This is a genomic window from Verrucosispora sp. CNZ293 (assembly GCF_002754655.1).
Window position 1 is genome coordinate 3,659,006 of record NZ_PEFR01000001.1, and the last position, 19,219, is coordinate 3,678,224.

Annotated in this window: 21 protein-coding genes and 1 pseudogene; 8 read left to right on the forward strand and 14 right to left on the reverse strand. The window is 72.1% G+C overall.

Annotation, left to right across the window (positions count from 1 at the left end; genetic code table 11):
• Positions 1-6: 6 nt before the first annotated feature.
• Positions 7-510 carry a septum formation initiator gene (locus tag CLT74_RS16570; RefSeq protein ID WP_099847350.1) on the reverse strand — a complete coding sequence of 168 codons (504 nt, stop codon included), beginning with the start codon at positions 508-510 and terminating at the stop codon, positions 7-9.
• Between the two features lie 102 nt (positions 511-612).
• On the opposite strand from CLT74_RS16570, the gene CLT74_RS16575 reads away from it, so the two are divergent.
• The 3 genes from CLT74_RS16575 (at position 613) to CLT74_RS16585 (ending at position 3,273) form a co-directional block, all read left to right on the forward strand.
• Positions 613-1,308, forward strand: coding sequence for a response regulator transcription factor (locus CLT74_RS16575; RefSeq protein WP_099847351.1), 696 nt, complete (start codon positions 613-615; stop codon positions 1,306-1,308).
• Entirely contained in the window at positions 1,305-2,573 is a 1,269-nt protein-coding gene (locus tag CLT74_RS16580) for a sensor histidine kinase (protein ID WP_099847352.1), read from the forward strand. The genes CLT74_RS16575 and CLT74_RS16580 overlap by 4 nt, the downstream gene beginning before the upstream one ends.
• Before the next feature lie 151 nt (positions 2,574-2,724).
• Positions 2,725-3,273, forward strand: coding sequence for a PepSY domain-containing protein (locus CLT74_RS16585; RefSeq protein ID WP_099852156.1), 549 nt, complete (start codon positions 2,725-2,727; stop codon positions 3,271-3,273).
• A 74-nt stretch (positions 3,274-3,347) separates the two neighbouring features.
• Here CLT74_RS16585 and CLT74_RS16590 read toward each other — a convergent pair whose 3' ends face one another.
• Positions 3,348-4,235 carry a sulfotransferase domain-containing protein gene (locus CLT74_RS16590; RefSeq protein WP_099847353.1) on the reverse strand — a complete coding sequence of 296 codons (888 nt, stop codon included), beginning with the start codon at positions 4,233-4,235 and terminating at the stop codon, positions 3,348-3,350.
• Positions 4,236-4,329: 94 nt separating this feature from the next.
• On the opposite strand from CLT74_RS16590, the gene CLT74_RS16595 reads away from it, so the two are divergent.
• Positions 4,330-5,349: a beta family protein gene (locus CLT74_RS16595; RefSeq protein ID WP_486582353.1), complete on the forward strand. Its 1,020-nt coding sequence runs from the start codon at positions 4,330-4,332 to the stop codon at positions 5,347-5,349.
• Here CLT74_RS16595 and CLT74_RS16600 read toward each other — a convergent pair.
• The 6 genes from CLT74_RS16600 to CLT74_RS16625 all read right to left on the reverse strand — a co-directional run bounded on the left by CLT74_RS16600 (position 5,333) and on the right by CLT74_RS16625 (position 8,942).
• On the reverse strand, positions 5,333-5,614 hold the full coding sequence (locus tag CLT74_RS16600; protein ID WP_099847355.1) for an adhesin: 282 nt from the start codon (positions 5,612-5,614) through the stop codon (positions 5,333-5,335). The two genes, CLT74_RS16595 and CLT74_RS16600, sit on opposite strands and share 17 nt — an antisense overlap.
• Positions 5,615-5,805: 191 nt before the next feature.
• Complete coding sequence (locus CLT74_RS16605) at positions 5,806-6,123, reverse strand: hypothetical protein (protein ID WP_199172201.1); 318 nt, start codon at positions 6,121-6,123, stop codon at positions 5,806-5,808.
• A gap of 91 nt (positions 6,124-6,214) precedes the next feature.
• Positions 6,215-6,562, reverse strand: coding sequence for a DUF1330 domain-containing protein (locus CLT74_RS16610; protein ID WP_099847356.1), 348 nt, complete (start codon positions 6,560-6,562; stop codon positions 6,215-6,217).
• Positions 6,563-6,587: 25 nt separating this feature from the next.
• Positions 6,588-7,025, reverse strand: a complete 438-nt coding sequence (locus CLT74_RS16615) for a nitroreductase family deazaflavin-dependent oxidoreductase (RefSeq protein ID WP_099847357.1) — start codon at positions 7,023-7,025, stop codon at positions 6,588-6,590.
• Between the two features lie 94 nt (positions 7,026-7,119).
• Positions 7,120-8,061 carry a hypothetical protein gene (locus CLT74_RS16620; protein ID WP_199172202.1) on the reverse strand — a complete coding sequence of 314 codons (942 nt, stop codon included), beginning with the start codon at positions 8,059-8,061 and terminating at the stop codon, positions 7,120-7,122.
• Between the two features lie 284 nt (positions 8,062-8,345).
• Complete coding sequence (locus CLT74_RS16625; protein WP_099847358.1) at positions 8,346-8,942, reverse strand: pentapeptide repeat-containing protein; 597 nt, start codon at positions 8,940-8,942, stop codon at positions 8,346-8,348.
• Positions 8,943-9,021: 79 nt separating this feature from the next.
• Here CLT74_RS16625 and CLT74_RS16630 point away from each other — a divergent pair, with 79 nt between their 5' ends.
• Positions 9,022-10,248, forward strand: a complete 1,227-nt coding sequence (locus CLT74_RS16630) for a serine hydrolase domain-containing protein (protein ID WP_486582738.1) — start codon at positions 9,022-9,024, stop codon at positions 10,246-10,248.
• A 54-nt stretch (positions 10,249-10,302) separates the two neighbouring features.
• Here CLT74_RS16630 and CLT74_RS16635 read toward each other — a convergent pair.
• Positions 10,303-10,710 (reverse strand): annotated as a pseudogene (locus CLT74_RS16635) (zinc ribbon domain-containing protein); the annotation flags it as partial.
• A gap of 15 nt (positions 10,711-10,725) precedes the next feature.
• Positions 10,726-11,457, reverse strand: a complete 732-nt coding sequence (locus tag CLT74_RS16640; protein WP_158240273.1) for a transposase — start codon at positions 11,455-11,457, stop codon at positions 10,726-10,728.
• Between the two features lie 428 nt (positions 11,458-11,885).
• Here CLT74_RS16640 and CLT74_RS16645 point away from each other — a divergent pair, with 428 nt between their 5' ends.
• Both CLT74_RS16645 and CLT74_RS16650 read left to right on the forward strand, forming a co-directional pair.
• Entirely contained in the window at positions 11,886-12,530 is a 645-nt protein-coding gene (locus CLT74_RS16645) for an NAD(P)H-binding protein (RefSeq protein ID WP_099847361.1), read from the forward strand.
• A gap of 188 nt (positions 12,531-12,718) precedes the next feature.
• Positions 12,719-14,080 (forward strand): M20/M25/M40 family metallo-hydrolase, encoded by a 1,362-nt coding sequence (locus tag CLT74_RS16650; protein WP_099847362.1) that lies wholly within the window; start codon positions 12,719-12,721, stop codon positions 14,078-14,080.
• Between the two features lie 40 nt (positions 14,081-14,120).
• On the opposite strand, the gene CLT74_RS16655 is transcribed toward CLT74_RS16650, so the two are convergent.
• Positions 14,121-14,585: a PPOX class F420-dependent oxidoreductase gene (locus tag CLT74_RS16655; protein WP_099847363.1), complete on the reverse strand. Its 465-nt coding sequence runs from the start codon at positions 14,583-14,585 to the stop codon at positions 14,121-14,123.
• 19 nt (positions 14,586-14,604) lie between these two features.
• Positions 14,605-15,234, reverse strand: coding sequence for a DUF6642 family protein (locus CLT74_RS16660; RefSeq protein WP_099852162.1), 630 nt, complete (start codon positions 15,232-15,234; stop codon positions 14,605-14,607).
• 301 nt (positions 15,235-15,535) lie between these two features.
• On the opposite strand from CLT74_RS16660, the gene CLT74_RS16665 reads away from it, so the two are divergent.
• On the forward strand, positions 15,536-16,324 hold the full coding sequence (locus tag CLT74_RS16665) for a M15 family metallopeptidase (RefSeq protein WP_099847364.1): 789 nt from the start codon (positions 15,536-15,538) through the stop codon (positions 16,322-16,324).
• Positions 16,325-17,085: 761 nt separating this feature from the next.
• On the opposite strand, the gene CLT74_RS16675 is transcribed toward CLT74_RS16665, so the two are convergent.
• Together CLT74_RS16675 and CLT74_RS16680 are read right to left on the reverse strand one after the other, a co-directional pair.
• Entirely contained in the window at positions 17,086-17,883 is a 798-nt protein-coding gene (locus CLT74_RS16675) for a response regulator (RefSeq protein ID WP_486582355.1), read from the reverse strand.
• Positions 17,859-19,103: a histidine kinase gene (locus tag CLT74_RS16680; RefSeq protein WP_099847365.1), complete on the reverse strand. Its 1,245-nt coding sequence runs from the start codon at positions 19,101-19,103 to the stop codon at positions 17,859-17,861. The genes CLT74_RS16675 and CLT74_RS16680 overlap by 25 nt, the downstream gene beginning before the upstream one ends.
• Between the last annotated feature and the right edge of the window lie 116 nt (positions 19,104-19,219).

Here is a 19,219-nt window from a genome sequence, read left to right on the forward strand (position 1 = left end):
CCAGGATCAGTCGTCGTCGGGATCGAGGACGGGCACCCCGCCCACGCACCGCACCGCAAGCTCGTACTCACCACTCGGGCCGACGAACGTCACGTCCGCGTCGTCGTCCGGGCCACGGTCAACGTCGTCGACCCGGTAACCCGGCCGGGCGCTCCAGGACTTCAGGAAGACCCCACCCGGCACGCACTCGGCCACCGCGCTGCCCCCCGCCGTGGAGAAGCTGCGCCGGTTACCCGGCTCCACACTCGGACTGGCCGGCGGCACCGGTCCCGATGACGACGCACTCGGGCCGGTGCCGGGCGGGGTACCGGTCGGCGTGCCGGCCGGCGACCCGGTGCCGGCCGGTGCCGGCTCGGCGAGCGCGCGGGCGATCTCCTCCTGGCTGCGGATCCCGCCTGGCGTCCCGGTGAGGCTCTCACCCACCACCCTGATCGCGGCGAGCCCGATCAGCGTGGCGACGACCGCGGTGGCCAGCCACCCGGCCACGGCGAGGAAGGTTCGACGGCCCATCCACCGACTATCCCCGATCACCTGTTGGCGCGACCTTCGGGCAACGCTAAGGGACGGTTAACGAAGCCGGCCGGCGACGATCGTCGGGGATACCCTCCTGCTGTGGCCCGCCTGCTGCTGATCGAGGACGACCTGACCATCCGCGCCCCGCTGGCGCGGGCGCTGCGCGAGCGGGGACACGCCGTGGCCGCCGCCTCCACCGCGATGACCGGGCTACGCGACGCCCTCGACGATCGCCCCGATCTCGTCGTACTCGACCTCGGACTGCCCGACCTCGACGGCCGCGAGCTGCTGCGGATGCTGCGCGCGGTGAGCGCCGTCCCGGTCATCGTGGCCACCGCCCGCGACGACGAGCGGGAGATCGTCCGGGTGCTCGACGCGGGGGCCGACGACTACGTGGTCAAACCGTTCACCGCCGCCCAGCTCGACGCGCGGATACGCGCGGTGCTGCGCCGGGGACCGGGCGGGCCGGCCGAGGAGGATCCGACGGTGGTGGTCGGCGGGCTGCGGATCGACCCCCGCTCCCGGCAGGTCAGCCTCGACGGCGAGCCTGTCGAACTGACCCCACGTGAATTCGACCTGCTGCGGCACCTGGCCACCCGGGTCGGCCAGGTGGTGACCAAACGGGAGCTGCTGACCGAGGTGTGGCAGATCCCGTACGGCGGGGCGGACAAGACCGTCGACGTGCACCTGTCCTGGCTGCGCCGCAAACTCGGCGAGAGCGCCCAGCGTCCCCGCTACCTGCACACCGTACGCGGGGTCGGGGTGCGGCTGGTCACCCCGGAGGTCGGCGGGTGAGGGCACGCCTGGCGCTGCTCGTCGCCGCGGTGAGCGTCCTCATCGTGATCGCCTTCCTGGTGCCGCTGGCGCTGCTGCTGCGCACCGCCGCCGAGGACCGGGCAACGGTGCGGGCCACCGCCGACGCGCAGAGCCTCGCCCCCGTGGTCGGCACCGCCGACACGGAAACCGTGCGGTTGACCGTCGAACAGCTCGCCGCCGAATCGGCCCGACCGGTGAGCGTGTTCCTGCCGGACGGTGAGGTGCTCGGCTCGTCCGCCACCCGCACCCCGGCGGTGGAGCTGGCCGGACGCGGGCAGAGCCTCACCGCCGAGACGACCGACGGCCGGGAGGTGGTCATCGCGGTGCAGGGCCGCGCGGACGGCACCGCCGTGATCCGCACATTCGTGCCGCGGGCGGAGATGGCCGCCGGGGTGGGCCGGGCCTGGTTGGTGCTGGCCCTGCTCGGAGTGCTGCTGGTGCTGATCGCCCTGGCCGTCGCCGACCGGCTGGCCCGCACCCTGGTCCGCCCGATCGGCGAGCTGTCCGAGGTGTCGCACCGGCTGGCCAACGCCGAACTTGACGCGCGGGTGAACCCGTCCGGGCCCGCGGAGTTGCGCGAGGTGGGCAGTGCCCTCAACCACCTGGCCGGCCGGATCCAGGAGTTGCTGGTGCAGGAACGCGAACAGGTGGCCGACCTGTCGCACCGGCTGCGTACGCCGCTCACCGCGCTGCGTCTGGAGGCCGAGTCACTACGCGACCCGCAGGACGCGGCCCGGGTGATCGACGCGGTGGACGGACTCGAACGGGCGGTCACCGGTCTGATCCGGCAGGCCCGCTGGCGTACCCCCACCGACGGCGCGGTGGTCGCCGACGCCGTGGCCACCGTGGCGGACCGGGTCGCCTTCTGGTCGGTGCTGGCCGAGGAGACCGGCCGCGCGGTCGACCTCGACCTGGCGCCCGGCCCGGTGCCGATCGGCGTCGCGGCCGACGAGCTGGCCGCGGCGGTGGACGCCCTGCTCGGCAACGTCTTCGCGCACACCCCGGACGGCACCCCCTTCGCCGTCCGGCTCCGTACCCTCGGCGACCACGTGGTGCTGACGGTGGCCGACGAGGGCCCCGGTATCACCGCCGACTCGGTGCGCCGGGGAGCGAGCCAGGCCGGGTCGACCGGACTCGGGCTGGACATCGCCCGCCGGGCGGCCCAGGCCAGCGGCGGCCGGCTGGAACTGGGCGAGCGGCCCGGCGGTGGGGCCGAAGTGAGGCTGTGGCTCGGCCGGGCGTGACCCCTCCGGGCTCCGGTGCCTCGGCAGCGGCTGGCGGTGCCGTCACTCTTCGTGGTCGAAATGGTGTTAACCGGGGCTTAGGGTTCGGACAGCGCGCCGCTATCGCGGCACGACCGATCCTCGATGCAACAACCGAGGAGAGGTGCAGACGATGAAGCGCAATCCCCTGATCCTGGCGTCGGTCGGCGGCGCGGCGGCGGTGCTCACGGTCGCCGGGGTGTTCCTCGGCGTCGCGGCGGCGGACGACAATCGGGCGCGGCAGACGACCCTGACCGCCGCGACCGCCGCCCCGACGACAGCAGGTGTTCCCGACGACACCACCACCGCGGAGCCGAGTGCCACCACCGCCGATCCCACCGCCACCACCCCGGCCGTCCCGACCGGCGCGACGACGAGCGCTCCGGCACAGCAGAGCCAGCCGGCCACCGAGGGTGACGCGGTGAGCCGGGAGCGGGCCGGCGAGATCGCGCTGGCGCACGCAGGTGGCGGGCAGATCACCGAGACCGACCGGGACCGCGAGGACGGCCGGGATGTCTGGGAGATCGAGATCGTCAACGGCGGCACCGAGCACGAGATCGACATCGACCGGCAGTCCGGTGAGATCGTCAAGGCCGAGCAGGAGCCGGCGGACGACGACGATGACCGGGACGACGACGATGACGACGATGACGATGACGATGACGACCGGGACGATGACTGACCCGAGCGTCTCGGGCCGGTGACGGCCCACCGGCACCCCCGGAGCGGTACACCCGCCCGGGGGGTGCCGGCGTTTCACTCCTCGGCGCGGTGCAGCCAGGCCAGCAGGTCCGGCGGGGCCAGTGCCGCGACCCGGGAGTGGTAGCGGGCCCGCGTCGCGTCGTCGAGCAGCGCACTGCCCTGGCCGGACCGGCCGCTACGGAAGAAGGCGTTGCGGTCCTTCAGGACTCCGGCGGAGTCCGGCGCGAGCCGGTCGGCGCGGGCCCGCATCCGGGCGAAGGTCGCCGCCGCCACCAGATCGGGTCCGGGGGGTTCGAGGTCCAGCCGCTCGGCCAGACGCCGCATCTGCCCGGACAGGTCGGCCTGGAGGTCGTCGTAGTGGACGAGGTGCACGTTCGGCCGGTGCCGGCGGGCCCAGGCGTCGCGCAGGTGCCACATCACGCCCGGCAGCGAGTCCAGTTCGGCGCTCGGGTCCGGATCGGCGTCGATCCAGCGTACGAGCGCCCGCTCGACCGGCTGCCGAGGGCTGGCGGGCTCCGGCGGCACGGACCGACCGGTCAGCTCGGCGAGCCGGGCGCGATCCAGGTTGGCGCCCTGGTGGTGCAGCGAGACCGCCATGTCGAGCGGATGGCGGGCCACCACCACGTAGTGCACCCGGGGATCGTCCGGTACTCCGTCAAGCGGAGTGTGGGTCTTGATGAAGCGACGGTGCCGCTGAGCGGCCAGCCGTGCGTACACCCGCTCCGGCGGCTCGACCAACCAGTCGAGCCAGGGCGACAGCTCGCTGAGCGGTGCCGGCAGTTCCGGTGTACGCAGCACCAGCAGGGCGCAGATCATCTGCATCCAGGTCGTCCCGCTCTTGGACCGCGTACTGATCACGATGTCCCCGGGACGGAAGGGGAAGCCCAGCCAGCGGGCGCTGTCCTCGTCGGCGGACCGGTACCGGGTCGGTGCGTCAGACACCGCGCGAGGATAGTCGGGGAGCTGACACCTGTCCGGCGAATTCCCGCTGTCCCGTCCTGGGAGGCGGGTAATCGTCTGGCTACATTGAATTATGATGCCCGTCCTCGGAGGTCGGGCGGAGGAGCCGGTCTACCGTCCCGTCCTCGCCGCACGGCGCGGGGAACTGGAGGCACTCGGCCACCTCGACGACGCCCTCGCCCCGATGCTCAGTCCGATCCTGCAACTGTCCGACGTTGACAGATCCCTCATCGACTCCCTGACCCGGCTTCCGCCCGGGCTGCTTCCCGCCGTCGACATCGGCGCTCTGCCCGACACGATGGCATCGACACTTGCCCGCCGGGGCGTACCGCTGGTGCCGGTCATCGGCCTGACGGACGGTGACCGGCGGTTGGCGGCGCTCGGTGTCACGGCCCGCGAACACACCCAGCGGGCCGTGGTGCGGCTACGGCTCCGTCGGGACCGGGCCGGCCCCGACTCCACCACCACGGCGGTGGAGCGGATCGGCCGGTACGCACGACTCGGCCCCGAGCAGTGCGACCTGGTGGTCGACTGCGGTGACGTGTGCTGCCCGGCGGACGTCCGGCTGGCCGAGCCCCGGGTCCGCCGGACCTTGGACTGGGCCCGGCGGCATGCCTGGCGTTCGGTCAGCGTGGTGGCCGGAGGTATGCCGCCGGCCCTGTCCCGACTGCCAATCGACGTGCCGGTGCGGGTGGACCGCTGGGACTGGCTGCTCTGGCAACGGCTCACCGATCTGGGCGTCGCCTTCGGGGACTACGGGGTGGCCCCGGCGGCGATCGCGGCCGAGCCGGCCGGCGACCGACACCTGACGGTCACCTACACCGGCCACGGCGCCTGGTGGATCCACCGCTGGTCGCGACGCCGTGGCCAGGGCGACCAGCGGGTCGCCGACCTGTGCCGCACGCTGGTGTCGGGACCGCACTGGCCGACGACGGGCGCGAGCTTCTCCTGGGGCGACCAGGAGATCTCGCGTCGGGCACGGCGGGGTGCCGGGGCGGGCTCGGCAACCAACTGGATGGCGTGGAGCACGTCGCACCATCTGGCCCACGTACTGGACGCGCTGGCCCACCCCGCCCGCTCTACTCCTTCTCGGTGAAGCCGAACTGCACGACGCCCTCGTCGTCGACTGTCGCGTCGACCGAGGCGTCACCGAGCAGGTCGGCCGCGTCGGAATCGAGGAAGATCCGGGCCCCCTGGTTGTCGACCACGTGGTCGCCCTCGGCCGGCGCGGGGACCAGCTCGACGGTGAGCGAGCCGGCGGTGGTGTCCGCGGCGATGCGTACACCACCGTCCTCGGAAACGTCCTGCTGCGCGGCGAGATCACGGATCACCAGGACGGCGTTGTCGGTCATCGTGAGCATGGTGGGACTCCTCGTGGGTGTTCTGGGCTCCCGGGCGGCGCTGGCCACCGCCACATCGGGGCAGCTCAAGGCCCCTCCAGCCCTCCACGGTGCCCGCTGTCGAGGCGTCCGTCAAATAGAGCGATGTCAGCACGACACGAGGCATGACAGCCCGCTTCCGGGGTATCCGAACCGGTTGCCCGCCACCTCGCTCAGGCCGGGGACGGGGGCGGGAGCGGGGCGGCGGGGTCGCCGCGTTCGATGAGCGCGGCGATGTCCGCGTCATGCAGGCCGCGCAGCGCGAGCACCCGGGTGCCCCACCGATGCAGTCGGCACGGGTGCGGGCTGGCGTCGTTACGACAGACCGTGCCCCCCGACCAGCTCCGGGGTGCGTGCACCACGACAGCCCGTACGGCGAACTGGGCATCCTCGGCGGTCACGTACGGCGGCAGGGGAATATCCCGCAGCCCCACCCCGGTCCGCTCGCCGGTGGGCGGGTGGGGACGGACGGTACTGCTGCTGCTGTTCATCGGCCTGGCCTCCACACAGGACGGTGGAACACGGACAGCAGGACGTTACGACCCGGTGGACCGGGAGTGACGGACAAACTGTCCCGAGCGCTCAGCCGGCCGCCGCCTGTGCCCGCAGTGCCGCCGCGGTCCGGCCGGGATCGTAGCCCGGTCCCACCCCGTCGAAGATGATCGCCGTACCGTCGATGTGGCGCGTGCGCAACGGCAGGATCTCCTGGTACGCCGGCGAGTCGTACCAGGCGTGCGCCTGCTGCCGGTCGGGGAACTCGAGGATGACCACGCTGCCCGGCCACTCGCCCTCGCGGACGTCCACCTCCGGGCCGTGCACCACGAACCGGCCGCCGAAGGGCTCCAGCGTGGCCTGAATCCGCTCCAGATAGGTCAGAATGTCCTCGTTCACCTGCGGATTGTGCAGGTGGGCAAGTGCGTAGGCGGGCATCGTCCGTCCTCCCCGTTCCGTCTCGTCAGTCGCGTTCGAGCAGCACCACCGGGATGTCCCGGTCGGTCTTCGCCTGGTAGTCGTCGTACGCCGGCCAGATTGCCGTCATGGTCGGCCACAGCCGCGCCTTCTCCTCGGGCGTGGCGGTCCGCGCCCGGGCGGTGAACCGATCCGCCCCGACCTGCACCTGGACCTGCGGTTCGGCCAGCAGGTTGAGATACCAGGCCGGGTGTTGCGGGGCACCACCCTGCGAGGCGACCACCGCGTACGCGTCGCCGGCCCGGCCGTAGATCAACGCGGTGCGCCGCAACGCGCCACTGCGCCGGCCACGGGTGGTCAGCAGCAGCGTGAAGACGCCCGGTCGCCACTCGTGCCCCTCGGCACCGTCGGTGTCGACGTACCGGTTGATGTGCTCGGCCACCCACTCGGTGGGACTGTCCAGCACCCCGTCGCCCGTGGTCATGAAGTCCTCCGGTCTTGTGGAACGGTCGCCGACCAGGCTACTGCCGAACCGGATCGCCGGCCGGGCAACAGCAGGCGTGCGCTGCGGACATCGGTCAGCGTAACGCGACGGCCTGGAGACCGACGTTGCCACAGTGCGGGGTGAAGCTCTCCTCCACGGTCCAGGTGAGCAGCAGCCGGGTGCCCCTCGGGGCGTTGAACCGGATCGTCGCGCCGGTGGACTGACTTGTGTGCCGTTCCTCCAGCCGCAGGGTACGGCTCGGGCCACCGCCGCTCAGCCGCGCCTCCAACCGACCCCGGGCCATCCACACGCCCAGGTAGACGGTGGCGGTACGCGGTCGGCCGTCGGCGACCACCGCGAGGCTGAACCCGTTGCCCTCCCCGCAGGTGTAGAGCCCGTCGGGGGTGACGTCGGTGGACCGTACCGGCGTGCCGTCGCGCCACCGGAACAGCTCCTGGTTGCCGTCCCAGCCGCCCCGCTCACCCCGGCCGCCCAGGTCGCGGATCTCGGCTGAGCCGTCGCGCTTGCGCACTGTCGTCCCGGCACCGCCCAGGCCCCAGTGCACCCAGTCGCGGTCACCCGCCTCGGTCAGGTCCACCGTGGCCGGGATGTCCGTCCGATCGACGGTGAGCAGTACCGACTCCGCTGGTGCGGTGGCTTCCGGGGAACTGGGCGTGGGGACCGGGCTGGGGCTCGGTGGGCGCTCCCGGGGGCGCAGGCCGGGCACCGCGGGCGCGGTGGGCTGGCCGCTGGGCAGGCTCGGCCGGCCGACCACCGCCGGCAGGCCGTCCGGCTCGGCCGGTTCCTCCGGGCCGGGCTCCGACCACCAGTGGACGTACCCGACAAGCGCCAACAAGCCGGCCGCTGCGGCGACCGCCTCGACCGCCCAGCGGCGACGCCGGCGGCTGCGGGCGTGCCGGCGGGTGGCGGTGCGGGTGCCGCCGTCCGGGCTGGTGGGCGGCCGACCGGGCGCCGGCCACCGGTGCCGGGCGGCCCTGTCCCGGTGAGCTGGCCGTGGTGGATGGTCCTCCGCCACCGACGCTCCACTTCTCCCGGACCGGGCTCGCACCGGCACACTCCACCCGATTGTGTGGGCGACTCACATTGGCATTGCCGGGACCTTCCGCGCTAGTCGGACGAGCAACCATGGCCCGTTCGGCCCATCTGCGGGCCGTCGGTGCTCAGCCGAGCGCCGCCGTCAGTCGGGCGATCTGAGCGGCCTCGGTGAGCGTGCTGCCCTGGCCACGTAGCGCCCGGTGCCGGGAGAAGGAGACCGATTCACATAGAAGACAGAGAATTCATGTGTGCGTCGCGACGACGTCAGCCTCGGATGTCGAAGCCCAGGGCCCGGGCGAGGGTCGCCGCCTGCATCACGTCGATGACCGCCCCGGCACGGTGCACAGTTGTCGGGTCCAGCCCGGCCAGGTCGCTGCCGCGCAGGTCCGCACCGGACAGTCGGGCACCGCGCCACTGCACGTCGGACAGGTCGCACCCGGTCAGCTCAGCGCCCGTCAGGTCAGCCCCGGACAGGTCGGTCTCCCGCATCCGTACGCCGGTGAACCGCGCGCCGCGCAGGTCGCCACCGGCGAGCGTGAGGAACGACCAGTCGCCCCCGGACACGGTAAGCGGCCGCAGGTCGCACCGGTCGAAGGTGCTGCCCACCAGCTTGCAGCCGGTGAACTCCGCCTCGAACAGATTGCACCTGGTGAAGACGCAGCGGGTGAAGGCCGAGTCGGTGTGCCGGGAGACGTTGAACGCCACGTCGCCGAAGGTGCAGCCCTCGAAGATCGCGCCCCGGCTGGCCGCCTCGGTCAGATCCACCCGGTGGAAGGCACAGTTGACGAAGTGCCGGTCAGCCAGGTCCTCGGCGTACCAGTCCTCGTCGCGGAAGGTGGCGTCCTCGGTCGGCTCCGGCATGCCTTGCAGGCTAACCAGTGACCCCGACAACACACCTTCCCCGCCTCGCGTACCGGCCGGTAGGTTGCCTGGGGTGAGCATGGCACCCAGCATCGAGGCCGAGCAGGCCGGATTCGACCCGACCCGGTTGGCCCGGATCGACGAGCACTTCGCCGGGTACGTCGACGCTGGCCGGCTGGCCGGCTGGCAGGTGGTGGTCACCCGGCGCGGCGAGATCGCGCACAGTTCGACGTACGGGCTCCGGGACCGCGAGGCCGGCACGCCGGTGCGGCCGGACACCCTCTGGCGGATCTACTCCATGACCAAGCCGATCACCTCGGTGGCGGCGATGATGCTCTGGGAGGAGGGCCGCTTCGAGCTGACCGACGAGATCGGCCGCTGGCTGCCCGAGTTCGCCGACATGCGGGTCTACTCGAAGGGTTCGACGCTCAAGCCGTACACCGTGCCGGCGATCGAGCCGATCCGGATCTGGCATCTGCTCACCCACACCGCCGGGCTGACCTACGGCTTCATGCAGACCTCGGTGGTTGACGGGCTGTACCGGGCCGCCGGCTACGACCTGTACCCACCGGCTGAGGTCGACCTGGCCGAGGCCTGCCGGGTCTTCGGCGAACTGCCGCTGCTGTTCCAGCCCGGCACCGCCTGGGGCTACTCGGTCGCCACCGACGTGCTGGGCCGCCTGATCGAGGTGGTCTCCGGCCAGAGCCTGGACACCTTCCTCACCGAACGGATCCTGCGCCCGCTGGGCATGGGCGACACCCGCTGGCACGTCGACGGCGCCGACGCCGAACGGCTGGCCGCCCTGTACGTACCGGACCCGGCGTCCGGCCGCGCGGTGCGTCACGACGCGCTCGGTGCGCTGGCGTACGAGAAGCCGGTGCTGCTCTCCGGCGGCGGTGGGCTGATCTCGTCGGCCGCCGACTACCACCGCTTCACCCAGCTGCTGCTGCGTGGCGGTGAGCTGGACGGCACCCGTCTGCTCGGTCCCCGCACGGTGCGGTTCATGGCGCGCAACCACCTGCCCGGCGGGCAGGACCTGGGCGCGCTGTCCACCGGCGGGTTCGCCGAGACCAACCTCGACGGCATCGGGTTCGGCCTCGGCTTCGCGGTCGTCGACGACCCCGTGCCGAGCCGGGTACCGAGCAGCGTCGGCGAGTACTACTGGGGTGGCGTGGCCAGCACCGCGTTCTGGGTCGACCCGGTCGAAGAGATCACCGCCATGTTCTTCACCCAGCTCATGCCGTCGAGCACCTGGCCCATCCGGCCGCAGCTCCGCCAACTGGTCTACTCCGCCCTCGTCGACTGAACGGTTCCGCCGACGTTTCCGGGTTCTCCTGCCTAGTGCGGTGTCCACTAACGTTCACCGGGTTTGTGGTGGGTGTTGTGGATCCTCGCCTGCTGGGCGAGCGACTCCCCTCCCGGATGGGTGGGGCGGGCCACCGCTGGCCAACCGATCCCGTGGTGCCGCCCGGGGTGGGCGGCGGGGGTCACGTCGGGACTGACCTGCACCGGGGAGGTGTCGGCCGGCTCGACGGTGCGTGATCACCTGCGGCAGCACGACGTGTGCTGGGCTGGTGATGGGTCCGCCGCCCGGTGCCCGGGTGGCGATGATGGCGGCCGCGGTCAGGTCGCGGTGCCCGGTGTATCTGCAGTATGGGCAGGTGAAGACCCGCCCTCGTGGTTTCGGTACCCGCCGGTGGCAGGTGGGGCAGGTGGAGGAGGTGCCACGTTCGTCGACCAGCCGCAGGGTGATGCCGGCGAGGGTGGCCTTGTCGGTGAGGACCTAAATCAGCCGGCCGATCTGCCACTGCCGTAACCGCAGGTTGTGCCGCCGCCCGGCTGGCAGGTCGAGGACGCCCCGGGGATCGCCGACGTGCAGGACACCGATCCGCTGCTGGACGGCCCAGGTGATGACGGCTTTGGCGGCTTCGTGTTGGGCCTGCCGGACCCGCCGCCGATGCCGGCCCTCCACCAGTCGTGCGCGGCGGCGGTAGTGCCGCCACCGCCGCGAACCCTTCTGCCCGGGTCTCGGTGCCCGCCGGGCCACCGCCCGGCGGCGGGCTTTCGTGTCGGTCAGGTGCATCCGATGCTCGGCACGGATGCCCCTGCCGGACACCAACAACACCTGCCCGGCCGGGGCGGCCACCGCGTACGGATGAATGATCCCCAGATCCACACCGGCGACCCGGCCCGGATCCGGCTCCTCCCCAGGTGGATAGACGGTCATCGGAATCTCGGCGGTGACGTCGAGGAAGAGCCCGCCACCCTCGTATCCCAGCGTGATCGATCGGATGTGCTCGACCGGGTAGGGCAGGTCGCGGGCCAGCCGCACCCACAACGGACGGCTGCCCTTCGCGCACGGGATCCGCACCCGCCGGCCGGTGACGGTGAACGTGCCGTGATACCAGCGCACCGGCACCAGAGCACGCCGCCGACGCGGAAACCGCGCTGTGGCGTCACCGGCCTTACGGCGCTTCGCCGCCGCGAACCAGGCATCCGAAAACCGCCGCAACACCGACCGGGCACCCGTCGAATCCAGATCACCGAACGTCCCCGGACCAGACGCCGCCAACTCACGGCACAACTCCTGATAGCCCACTAAGGGAAAGTCGCGGCGGCGGCGACGCCAGGCGTTGACCTCCAGAACACAGGCCCACACATCACCCGCCGAACGCAGCAGACCAATACAGCGCCGCCGCTGCCCCGCCGTCACCCGCAGCCCCATCCGAGCGGTGCGATACACCACTGCGGGCGCGACACGATCCCGACGACGAGGCACGAACCGCAGTCAACACCACCGGTACGACATTTCCCCGACCACGACCAACCCGGCCAACATTAATGGACACCGCACTAGCCTGGAGGCGTGAGCGAGCTTGCGAGCGAACCATCAGGCACAGCAGCGGGCGCCTCGCGCCGCCGATCCGCGAAGCGGGCGGCGGCGTGAGCGATGTCGTCGTGTTCGGTGCGGGCGGCACCGCGGGTTCCCGGATCGCCAGGGAAGCGTTCAACCGCGGGCACCGGGTGGTGGCCGCGGTACGTCGCCCCGAGGCGGACGTGACCTACCTGCCGGCCGGGATCCGGGTGGTCACCGGGGACGCGACGAGTGAGCGGAGCGTGCGGGAGCTGGCACCGGAGGCGGACGCGCTGGTGCTGGCGATCGGCGGCGGCGGCCGTACGCTCTGGTCCGACGCGGCGCGGGCCGTGCTCGACGCGTTGCGCGGAATGCCGGCCGCACCCCGGGTGATCCACGTGGGCGGCGGTGCCACCCTGCTCACTCCGGCGGGTACCCGACTGCTCGACGACCCGGACTTTCCCGACGAGTACCGCGATTCCGCGCTGGGGCAGGCGGCGGCCCTGGATGTCTACCGCTCCTCGGCCGACGGGGTGACCTGGACCTACCTTTCGCCGCCGCCCCTGGAGTTCCACCCGGGCGAGCGGACCGGCCGGTACCGCACCGGCACCGACCAGCCGGTGACCGACGCGCAGGGCCGCAGCGTGCTGAGCTACGAGGATCTGGCGGTCGCGGTGGTCGACGAGATCGAGAACGGGCGCTTCCGGAACATGCGCTTCACCGCCGGGTACTGATCTCTGATCTTGAGCGGCGGCAGCTCACCGGATAGATTCGAGTCTCTGTGATCCGGGCGTCACACCCCTGACGCGCGGGTCGGACCTCGAATCAGGAGGGCGCCGTCTTGGCTTCGCTCGACGACACCGTGACATCCCCGCACGAATCGTCCCGCTCCACCGGATCAGGCTTGCTCAACAGGCGACGAATGCTGACCGTCGCCCTCGGTGGCGCCGCCACCGTGGCGCTGCCCGCCCCCACCTGGGCGGCCGACGGCCAGCGCCCCGGCACCCACCGACCCCCGGCCCTCACTCCGCAGGACCGGGTCGTCGTGGCGCAGCTGTCGGCGAAGCGCGCCCTGCACCACCTGAAGGTGCTCTCCGAGGACATCGGCCCCCGCATCGGCGGCACCGACTCTGAGCGGCGGGCGGCGCACTACATCGCCGGCCAGCTCGACAAGCTGCGCTACGAGACCACCCTGCAACCCTTCCCGGTGGCCGACAAGTTCCTCGCCCAGCTCAGCTCGCCGTCCCGGCTGCCCCGGGATCTGAACTGGCAGGCCGGGGCGAGCGGGCAGGCCGCCCTGGACACCAGGGTCACCGCACCGGTGGTCGACGTCGGCGCGGGTACGCCCGGCGACTACCCGGCCGACGTCACCGGCCGGATCGTGCTCGTCGACTATGTCGCGGCCCAGCGCGAGCAGCTCGCCGCCACCGCCGTGGCGGCTGGCGCGGCGGCTGTGGTCTTCCTCCCGGCCGACCTGGTGGAGCCGCGCCGGGCGTCGGCGTTCTCCCCCACGCTGCCCGCTTCCGCCGCCGCCCCGCTGCCCATCCCGGTCGTCGGGGTGGCCCAGGCACAGAAGCACCGGCTCCGGGCGCTGCTCGCCGCCGGTCCGCTCACCCTGACCATCGCCACCACCGCCCACCGGGGGCTGACCTCGCACAACGTGCTGGCCGAGCGACGCGGCCGGGCGGGCGGCGACGGCCCGGTCGTCATGGTCAGCGCCCACTACGACTCGGTCATCGGCGCGCCGGGCGCCAACGACGACGGCTCGGGCACCGTGCTCTGCCTGGAACTGGCCCGGGTACTGAAGGCGGTGCCGATGAACGCCACGCTGCGGTTCGCCCTCTGGGGGTCGGAGGAGCAGGGACTCATCGGTTCCCGCTACTACGTGGCCCAGCTCCCCCAGCCCGAGCGGGACCGGATCCTCGCCGTCTACCAGAACGACATGGTCGCCACCAGCTGGGATCCGGCGACCCGGTACTGGCTGTTGTCGTTCACCGGCGAGAGCAACCGGGCCACCGACGAGGTGGCCGCCGCCGCCCGACGGCTCGGCTACGAACCGCAGATCTCGCCGGTCACCCAGCGTGGGGCCAGCGACCACCAGTCGTTCCAGGAGGTCGGCATCGCCAGTGCGAACTTCTCCTGGCGGGGTGAGGAGTCGCCGGCGCTGCTGGAACCGCCGTACCACAGCCCGGAGGACACCATCGCCAAGAACATCAGCCTGGAGCGGCTCCAGGTGTCGATGGAACTGATCGGCTGCGCCACGTACGCGACTGCCCGATGCTGACCCCGGGCGGGGCGCGGCAGTTCGTCGCGCCCCGCCCGCGTCAGTCGGCCAGCCGGGCCGGGAAGCCGCCGGTCGCGATCGGCCCCCACCCGGTGATGGTGACCCTGATCAACGACTTGCCCTGTCGCCGCATCGCCTGCCGGTACTCGTCCCAGTCCGGGTGCTCACCGGAGATGACCCGGAAGTACTCCACGAGTGGTTCGAGGGCTTCTGGCAGGTCGAGCACCTCGGCGTGCCCGTCGATCTGCACCCACGGGCCGTTCCAGTCGTCGGAGAGCACACAGGCCGACACCTGTGGGTCGCGGCGGATGTTGGCGACCTTGGCACGCTCCGGATAGCTGGAGACCACCAGCCGCCCGGCGGCGTCCACCCCGGCGGTCACGGGTGAGGACTGCGGCCGGCCGTCGGCACGGGTGGTCATCAGCACCACCCGGTGCCGGGGGCGGAGGAAGTCGAGAAGTTCGTCCCGGTCCACCCGGGTGTTACGAGCGATAGTGGGTGACATCGCTCGTTTCTACCAGCTCTCAGGCGTGCTGGCCGGCGGACGGCTGGCTGGGTACGCGGGGGCGCAGCGACGGTCGCCAGGCCCGGCCGTTGGCGTAGATGATCCGGAAACCCAGGTACGACGCGAGCGGCGCCCAGTGCGCTGAGCCCATCCGCAGCTCGGCGGCGTTGTGCCGACGGCCGTTGGCGAGCACGTCGAGCAGCACGGTCTCGAACGCCGCCGACTCGACCCAGTCCACCTCGCGGGTGAATCCGCAGATCAACGCGGCGCCGGTGACGTCGAGGAACTCCCGCAGCACCGACTCGGGGGCGCGCAGCACCGAACAACTGCCGAAGTAGAGGCGTCGCCCCTCGCAGCGCCCGGCCATCAACTCGGCCACCTCGGTGAGTTCCACCGAGTGCCAGTCGGTGAGGCACAGCCGATTCGGTTCGCCGTGCATCGCGAAGAAGCCGAGGCGGTGGTCGGCGTACTGCTTCAGCAGCCAACGGTCGATGAAGTAGAAGAGTTCGTCGCGGGTGGCCGCGTCCTTGTGGATGAAGCGAACCTTGCCCAGCCGTTCGAGCAGTTCCAGGGTGGGCAGCACGGATCCGCGCTCGTTGAGATCACGGTGCCACTGACCCTCGACACAGAAGATGCCACCGCGCGCCACGCCCACCTCCCCGTCGTCGCCCGAGTGACGTTACCGGGCCGGCCAAGCCGGAGAACATCACCCTCCGTGTCACAGGTTGCGACTTTCCGCGCCGAAATGGCTTCTCTACGCCGCCGCATCGCCGACTGCCCGTTTCGCAAACGGACCTAATTCCCAGGCAATGCTCAGGTACGGCGGATTGTGAGGACAATTCTCGTTAATCGCCTCCAATCGGCTGCTCCGGTGCGAGGGTGGATCCACGGGACGGCCCGGTCGAAGTCCCGGATGCCACCTCATCCGCTCTCCTATCGGGAGGACTTCTGTGCGCGTACACACCTTGAAACGGGCAGTCGTCGCCCTCGCCCTGGCGCTGCCGGGCGCCGCGATCGCCTCGGTGGTCGCCGCGCCAGCGGCCCATGCCGACGGCTGCTACACCTGGAACCGCAACCTCTACCAGGGGCGCTCCGGCAGCGACGTACGTGAGCTGCAACTACGGATAGCTGGCTGGGCCGGCAACAACAACATCGTGGAACTCGACGGACGGTACGGCCCGAAGACGGCCGCCGCGGTGCGTCGCTTCCAGGCCGCGTACGGCATCAGAGTCGACGGGGTCGCCGGCCCCCAGACCTTCCGGAAGCTGTACCAGATCCAGGACAACAACTGTACGCCCCGGCACTTCGCCTACCGCGAGATGGATGACGGTTGCGGCGGCAGCGGCTGGGACGGCGGCCCGCTGAGCACCACTCAGACCCGCCAGAACGCGCTACGCACCATGTGGAAGCTGGAGGCGCTGCGCAAGAGCCTCGGCGACGACCCACTGATCGTGACCAGCGGGTTCCGCAGCCGCAGCTGCAACAACCGGGTCGGCGGTGCGTCGGACAGTCAGCACCTCTACGGCAACGCCGCCGACCTCATCTCGAACGACAAGTCGCTGTGCCAGATCGCCCGCCAGGCACGTAACCACGGCTTCAGCGGCATCATCGGGCCCGGCGTCTCCGGCCACAACAGCCACGTCCACGTGGACTCGCGGCGGGAGAACAACCAGGACCGCAGTGCGAACAGCACCTACTGGGCGGCGCCCAGCTGCGGAATCCCGGCCGGGAACCGCTGAGCGCAGGGCTCATCGCGACGCCGGCCCGGGCGCGGGCGGGGAATGACCGCGCGCTCCGGGCCGGCGTCGTACCGCCGGCGGGCGAGCCCGTCTCAGTGCGTGTTCGAGGAGGCGGGCGAGCCCCCTCGAACACGCCCTCAGCTCGCCCGCGGCCAGCGCGGCGCGGTGGCGGGGGTGCCACCGGCCGGCCGGAGCCGGGTGCCCGGACCCCGGTACGCGCTGCCGGGGCGGCCACCCGGGGTGCCGGTCCACGAGCCGGGTAGCCGGCAGCGCGGTCGGGTCGTACCGGAAGACCGGCGGACCGCGACGGGTAACCGGCGGCACGGTCGGTGCCCGCCGGACGGGCGGCGGGGGTACGTCCCGCCGACGGTCCGTTGATCAGGAACGGGAACGGCACGTGCACGAACGGATTGCCGTGCCGGATCAGGGCGTCGAGCTGTCGCTCGTTGAGCCCGTGGTTCAGCAGTACCTGCCGACCCCACCGGTGCAGCCGGCAGGGGAACCGGGCGCCGTCGTTGCGGCACAGCGCCCCGGACGGCCACTCCTCGGCCGCGTGCACGACCACCGCCCGGACGGCCAGCCGGACGTCCTCAGGTGTCAACGGCGTCGGGACCGGCAACTCGCCCAGAATCTGATCGATGGGATCCGTCGACTGCTCATCAACTCGCACGGCAGACCTCCCGCAGCTCCGGTAGCGGTGCGCTTGAGCACCGCACCTCGGGCAGTGGTACGGCCATCGAAGCGGGATGGTTCAAACGGTTTCAGACCAGTCCGGCGTCGTGTACGAGCAGGGCCACCTGCACCCGGTTGTTGAGTCCGAGCCGGGTCAGCAGTCGCGAGACGTACGCCTTGACGGTGGCCACGCTCATGTACAGCTCGGCGGCGATCTCGGCGTTGGTGCGACCCATGCCCAGGGCCACCGCGACGGCCCGTTCCCGCTCGGTGAGGCTGCCGATCAGCCGCGCGGCCCGGTCCCGACGTGGGTCGGCCGCCGGCCCCGCCGTGACGTGCTCGATGAGCGTCCGGGTGACGGTCGGCGACAGGGTCGCCTCGCCGGCCGCCACCCGCCGCACCGCCCGCACGATCTCCACAGGTGGAGTGTCCTTCAGCAGGAACCCGCCGGCACCGGCCCGCAGCGCCCGCAGCACGTGCTCGTCGGCGTCGAAGGTGGTGAGCACCAGCACCTCCGGCGGCTGGGGCAACGCACGCAGCGCCTCGGTGGCGGCCAGCCCGTCCAGCCGGGGCATCCGGATGTCCATCAGCACCACGTCCGGCCGGCACGCGGCCACGGCCCGGACGACCTCGGTGCCGTCCGCCGCCTCGCCCACCACCTTGAGGTCGGGCGTACCGCCGAGGATCATCGACAGCCCGGCGCGGACCAGCGCGTCGTCGTCCACGATCAGGATCCGTACCTGGTGCTCCTCGCCGGCCGCCGACGCCGCACCGCTGCCCGCTTCGGCCGCCGGCATCGCACCACGGCCATCGGCGACCGGCACCGCACGCCCTTCCTCGGCTGCGGCCGGCACCGGGCCGGTCACGTCGCCGGCCACGGCAGCCACGCGGCCAGCCGGAAGTCGCCCCGCTCGTCGCAGCCGTGCTCCAACCGGCCACCGGCGAGGCTGACCCGCTCGGCGATGCCGACCAGGCCGGTACCGGAGCCCGGGATGCCCGTGCCGGGCAGCTCACCCACCGGCCTACGGTTGCGGATCTCCACCCGTAGCCCGTCCCCCGGGGCCCCGCTGAGGCCGACGGTGACGGCGGCGCCGTAGGCGTGCTTGCGGGCGTTCGTCAGCCCCTCCTGCACGATGCGGTACACGCTGCGCCCCACGGCCACCGGCAGCCGGTCCGGCGCGGAGATCTGCTCCCGCAGGTCGACCCGGATCCCGGCCGCCTGGGACTCGGCGATCAGGGCGGGCAGGTCGTCGAGGGTCGGCTGAGGGCGTTCCGGGTCGTCGGAGAGCGAGGTCTCGGCGCGCAGTACGCCGATCACCTCGCGCAGGTCCTGGAGGGCGGCGTGCGCGCTGCCCCGGATCACCCCGGCCGCCCGGGCCACCTCCTGGGCGGGCGCGTCGGGGCGGTACTCCAGCGCCCCGGCGTGCAGGCTGAGCAGCGAGATCCGGTGGGCGAGCACGTCGTGCATCTCCCGGGCGATGCGGGTGCGCTCCAACTGCCGGGCCTGGGCGACCCGTAGCTGCTGCTCGGCCTCGGCCCGTTCGGCGCGCTCGCGCAACGACAGCACCAGTTGCCGGCGTGCCCGCACGAACATCCCCCAGGCCAGCACCAGCAGGGTGATCACCACACCCCAGAGGGTGGAGACCCAGTAGGGGCTGCCGGGTTCGGGACGCAGCAGGGCGAAGAACAGGTTCGTGAACAGACCGCCAGCGGTGACGGCCAGGGCGACAGCCGTCCGGCGGTGCACCACCACCGTGAAATAGATGATCACCAGGGCGGCGACGGACGCGATGGAGAACAGCCCCAGCGGCAGCGTCACCAGCGCCACCCCCACCGGCCAGCGGCGCCGCAGCCAGAGCGCCGCCGTGCAGGCCAGGCCGAGGTACGCGTCCGCGACGACCATCCAGTCGTACGGCAGCCGTTCGGCGAGCGCCGGGCTCGGGGAGGCGGCGTCGAAGCTGGCCAGCGTCACCCAGGCCAGGGAGGCCAGGAACGCGAAGCAGTCGACGAGCCAGTCGCGGGTGGTACGCCGGGACCGGCGGCCCACCCCAGGGCCCAGCGCCCCGGGCAGCAGACCCGGGTGATCGAGTACGACGGCGCTGGTCACAGGCGCAATGGTAGGCAGCCGATCGGGCACCGGACCAGCTACCAAAGTCGAGACCTCGGCGTCGACCTTTGTCGGTGCGGGGCCAGCCCGATGGCCGCTGCGGACGGCCGACCGGC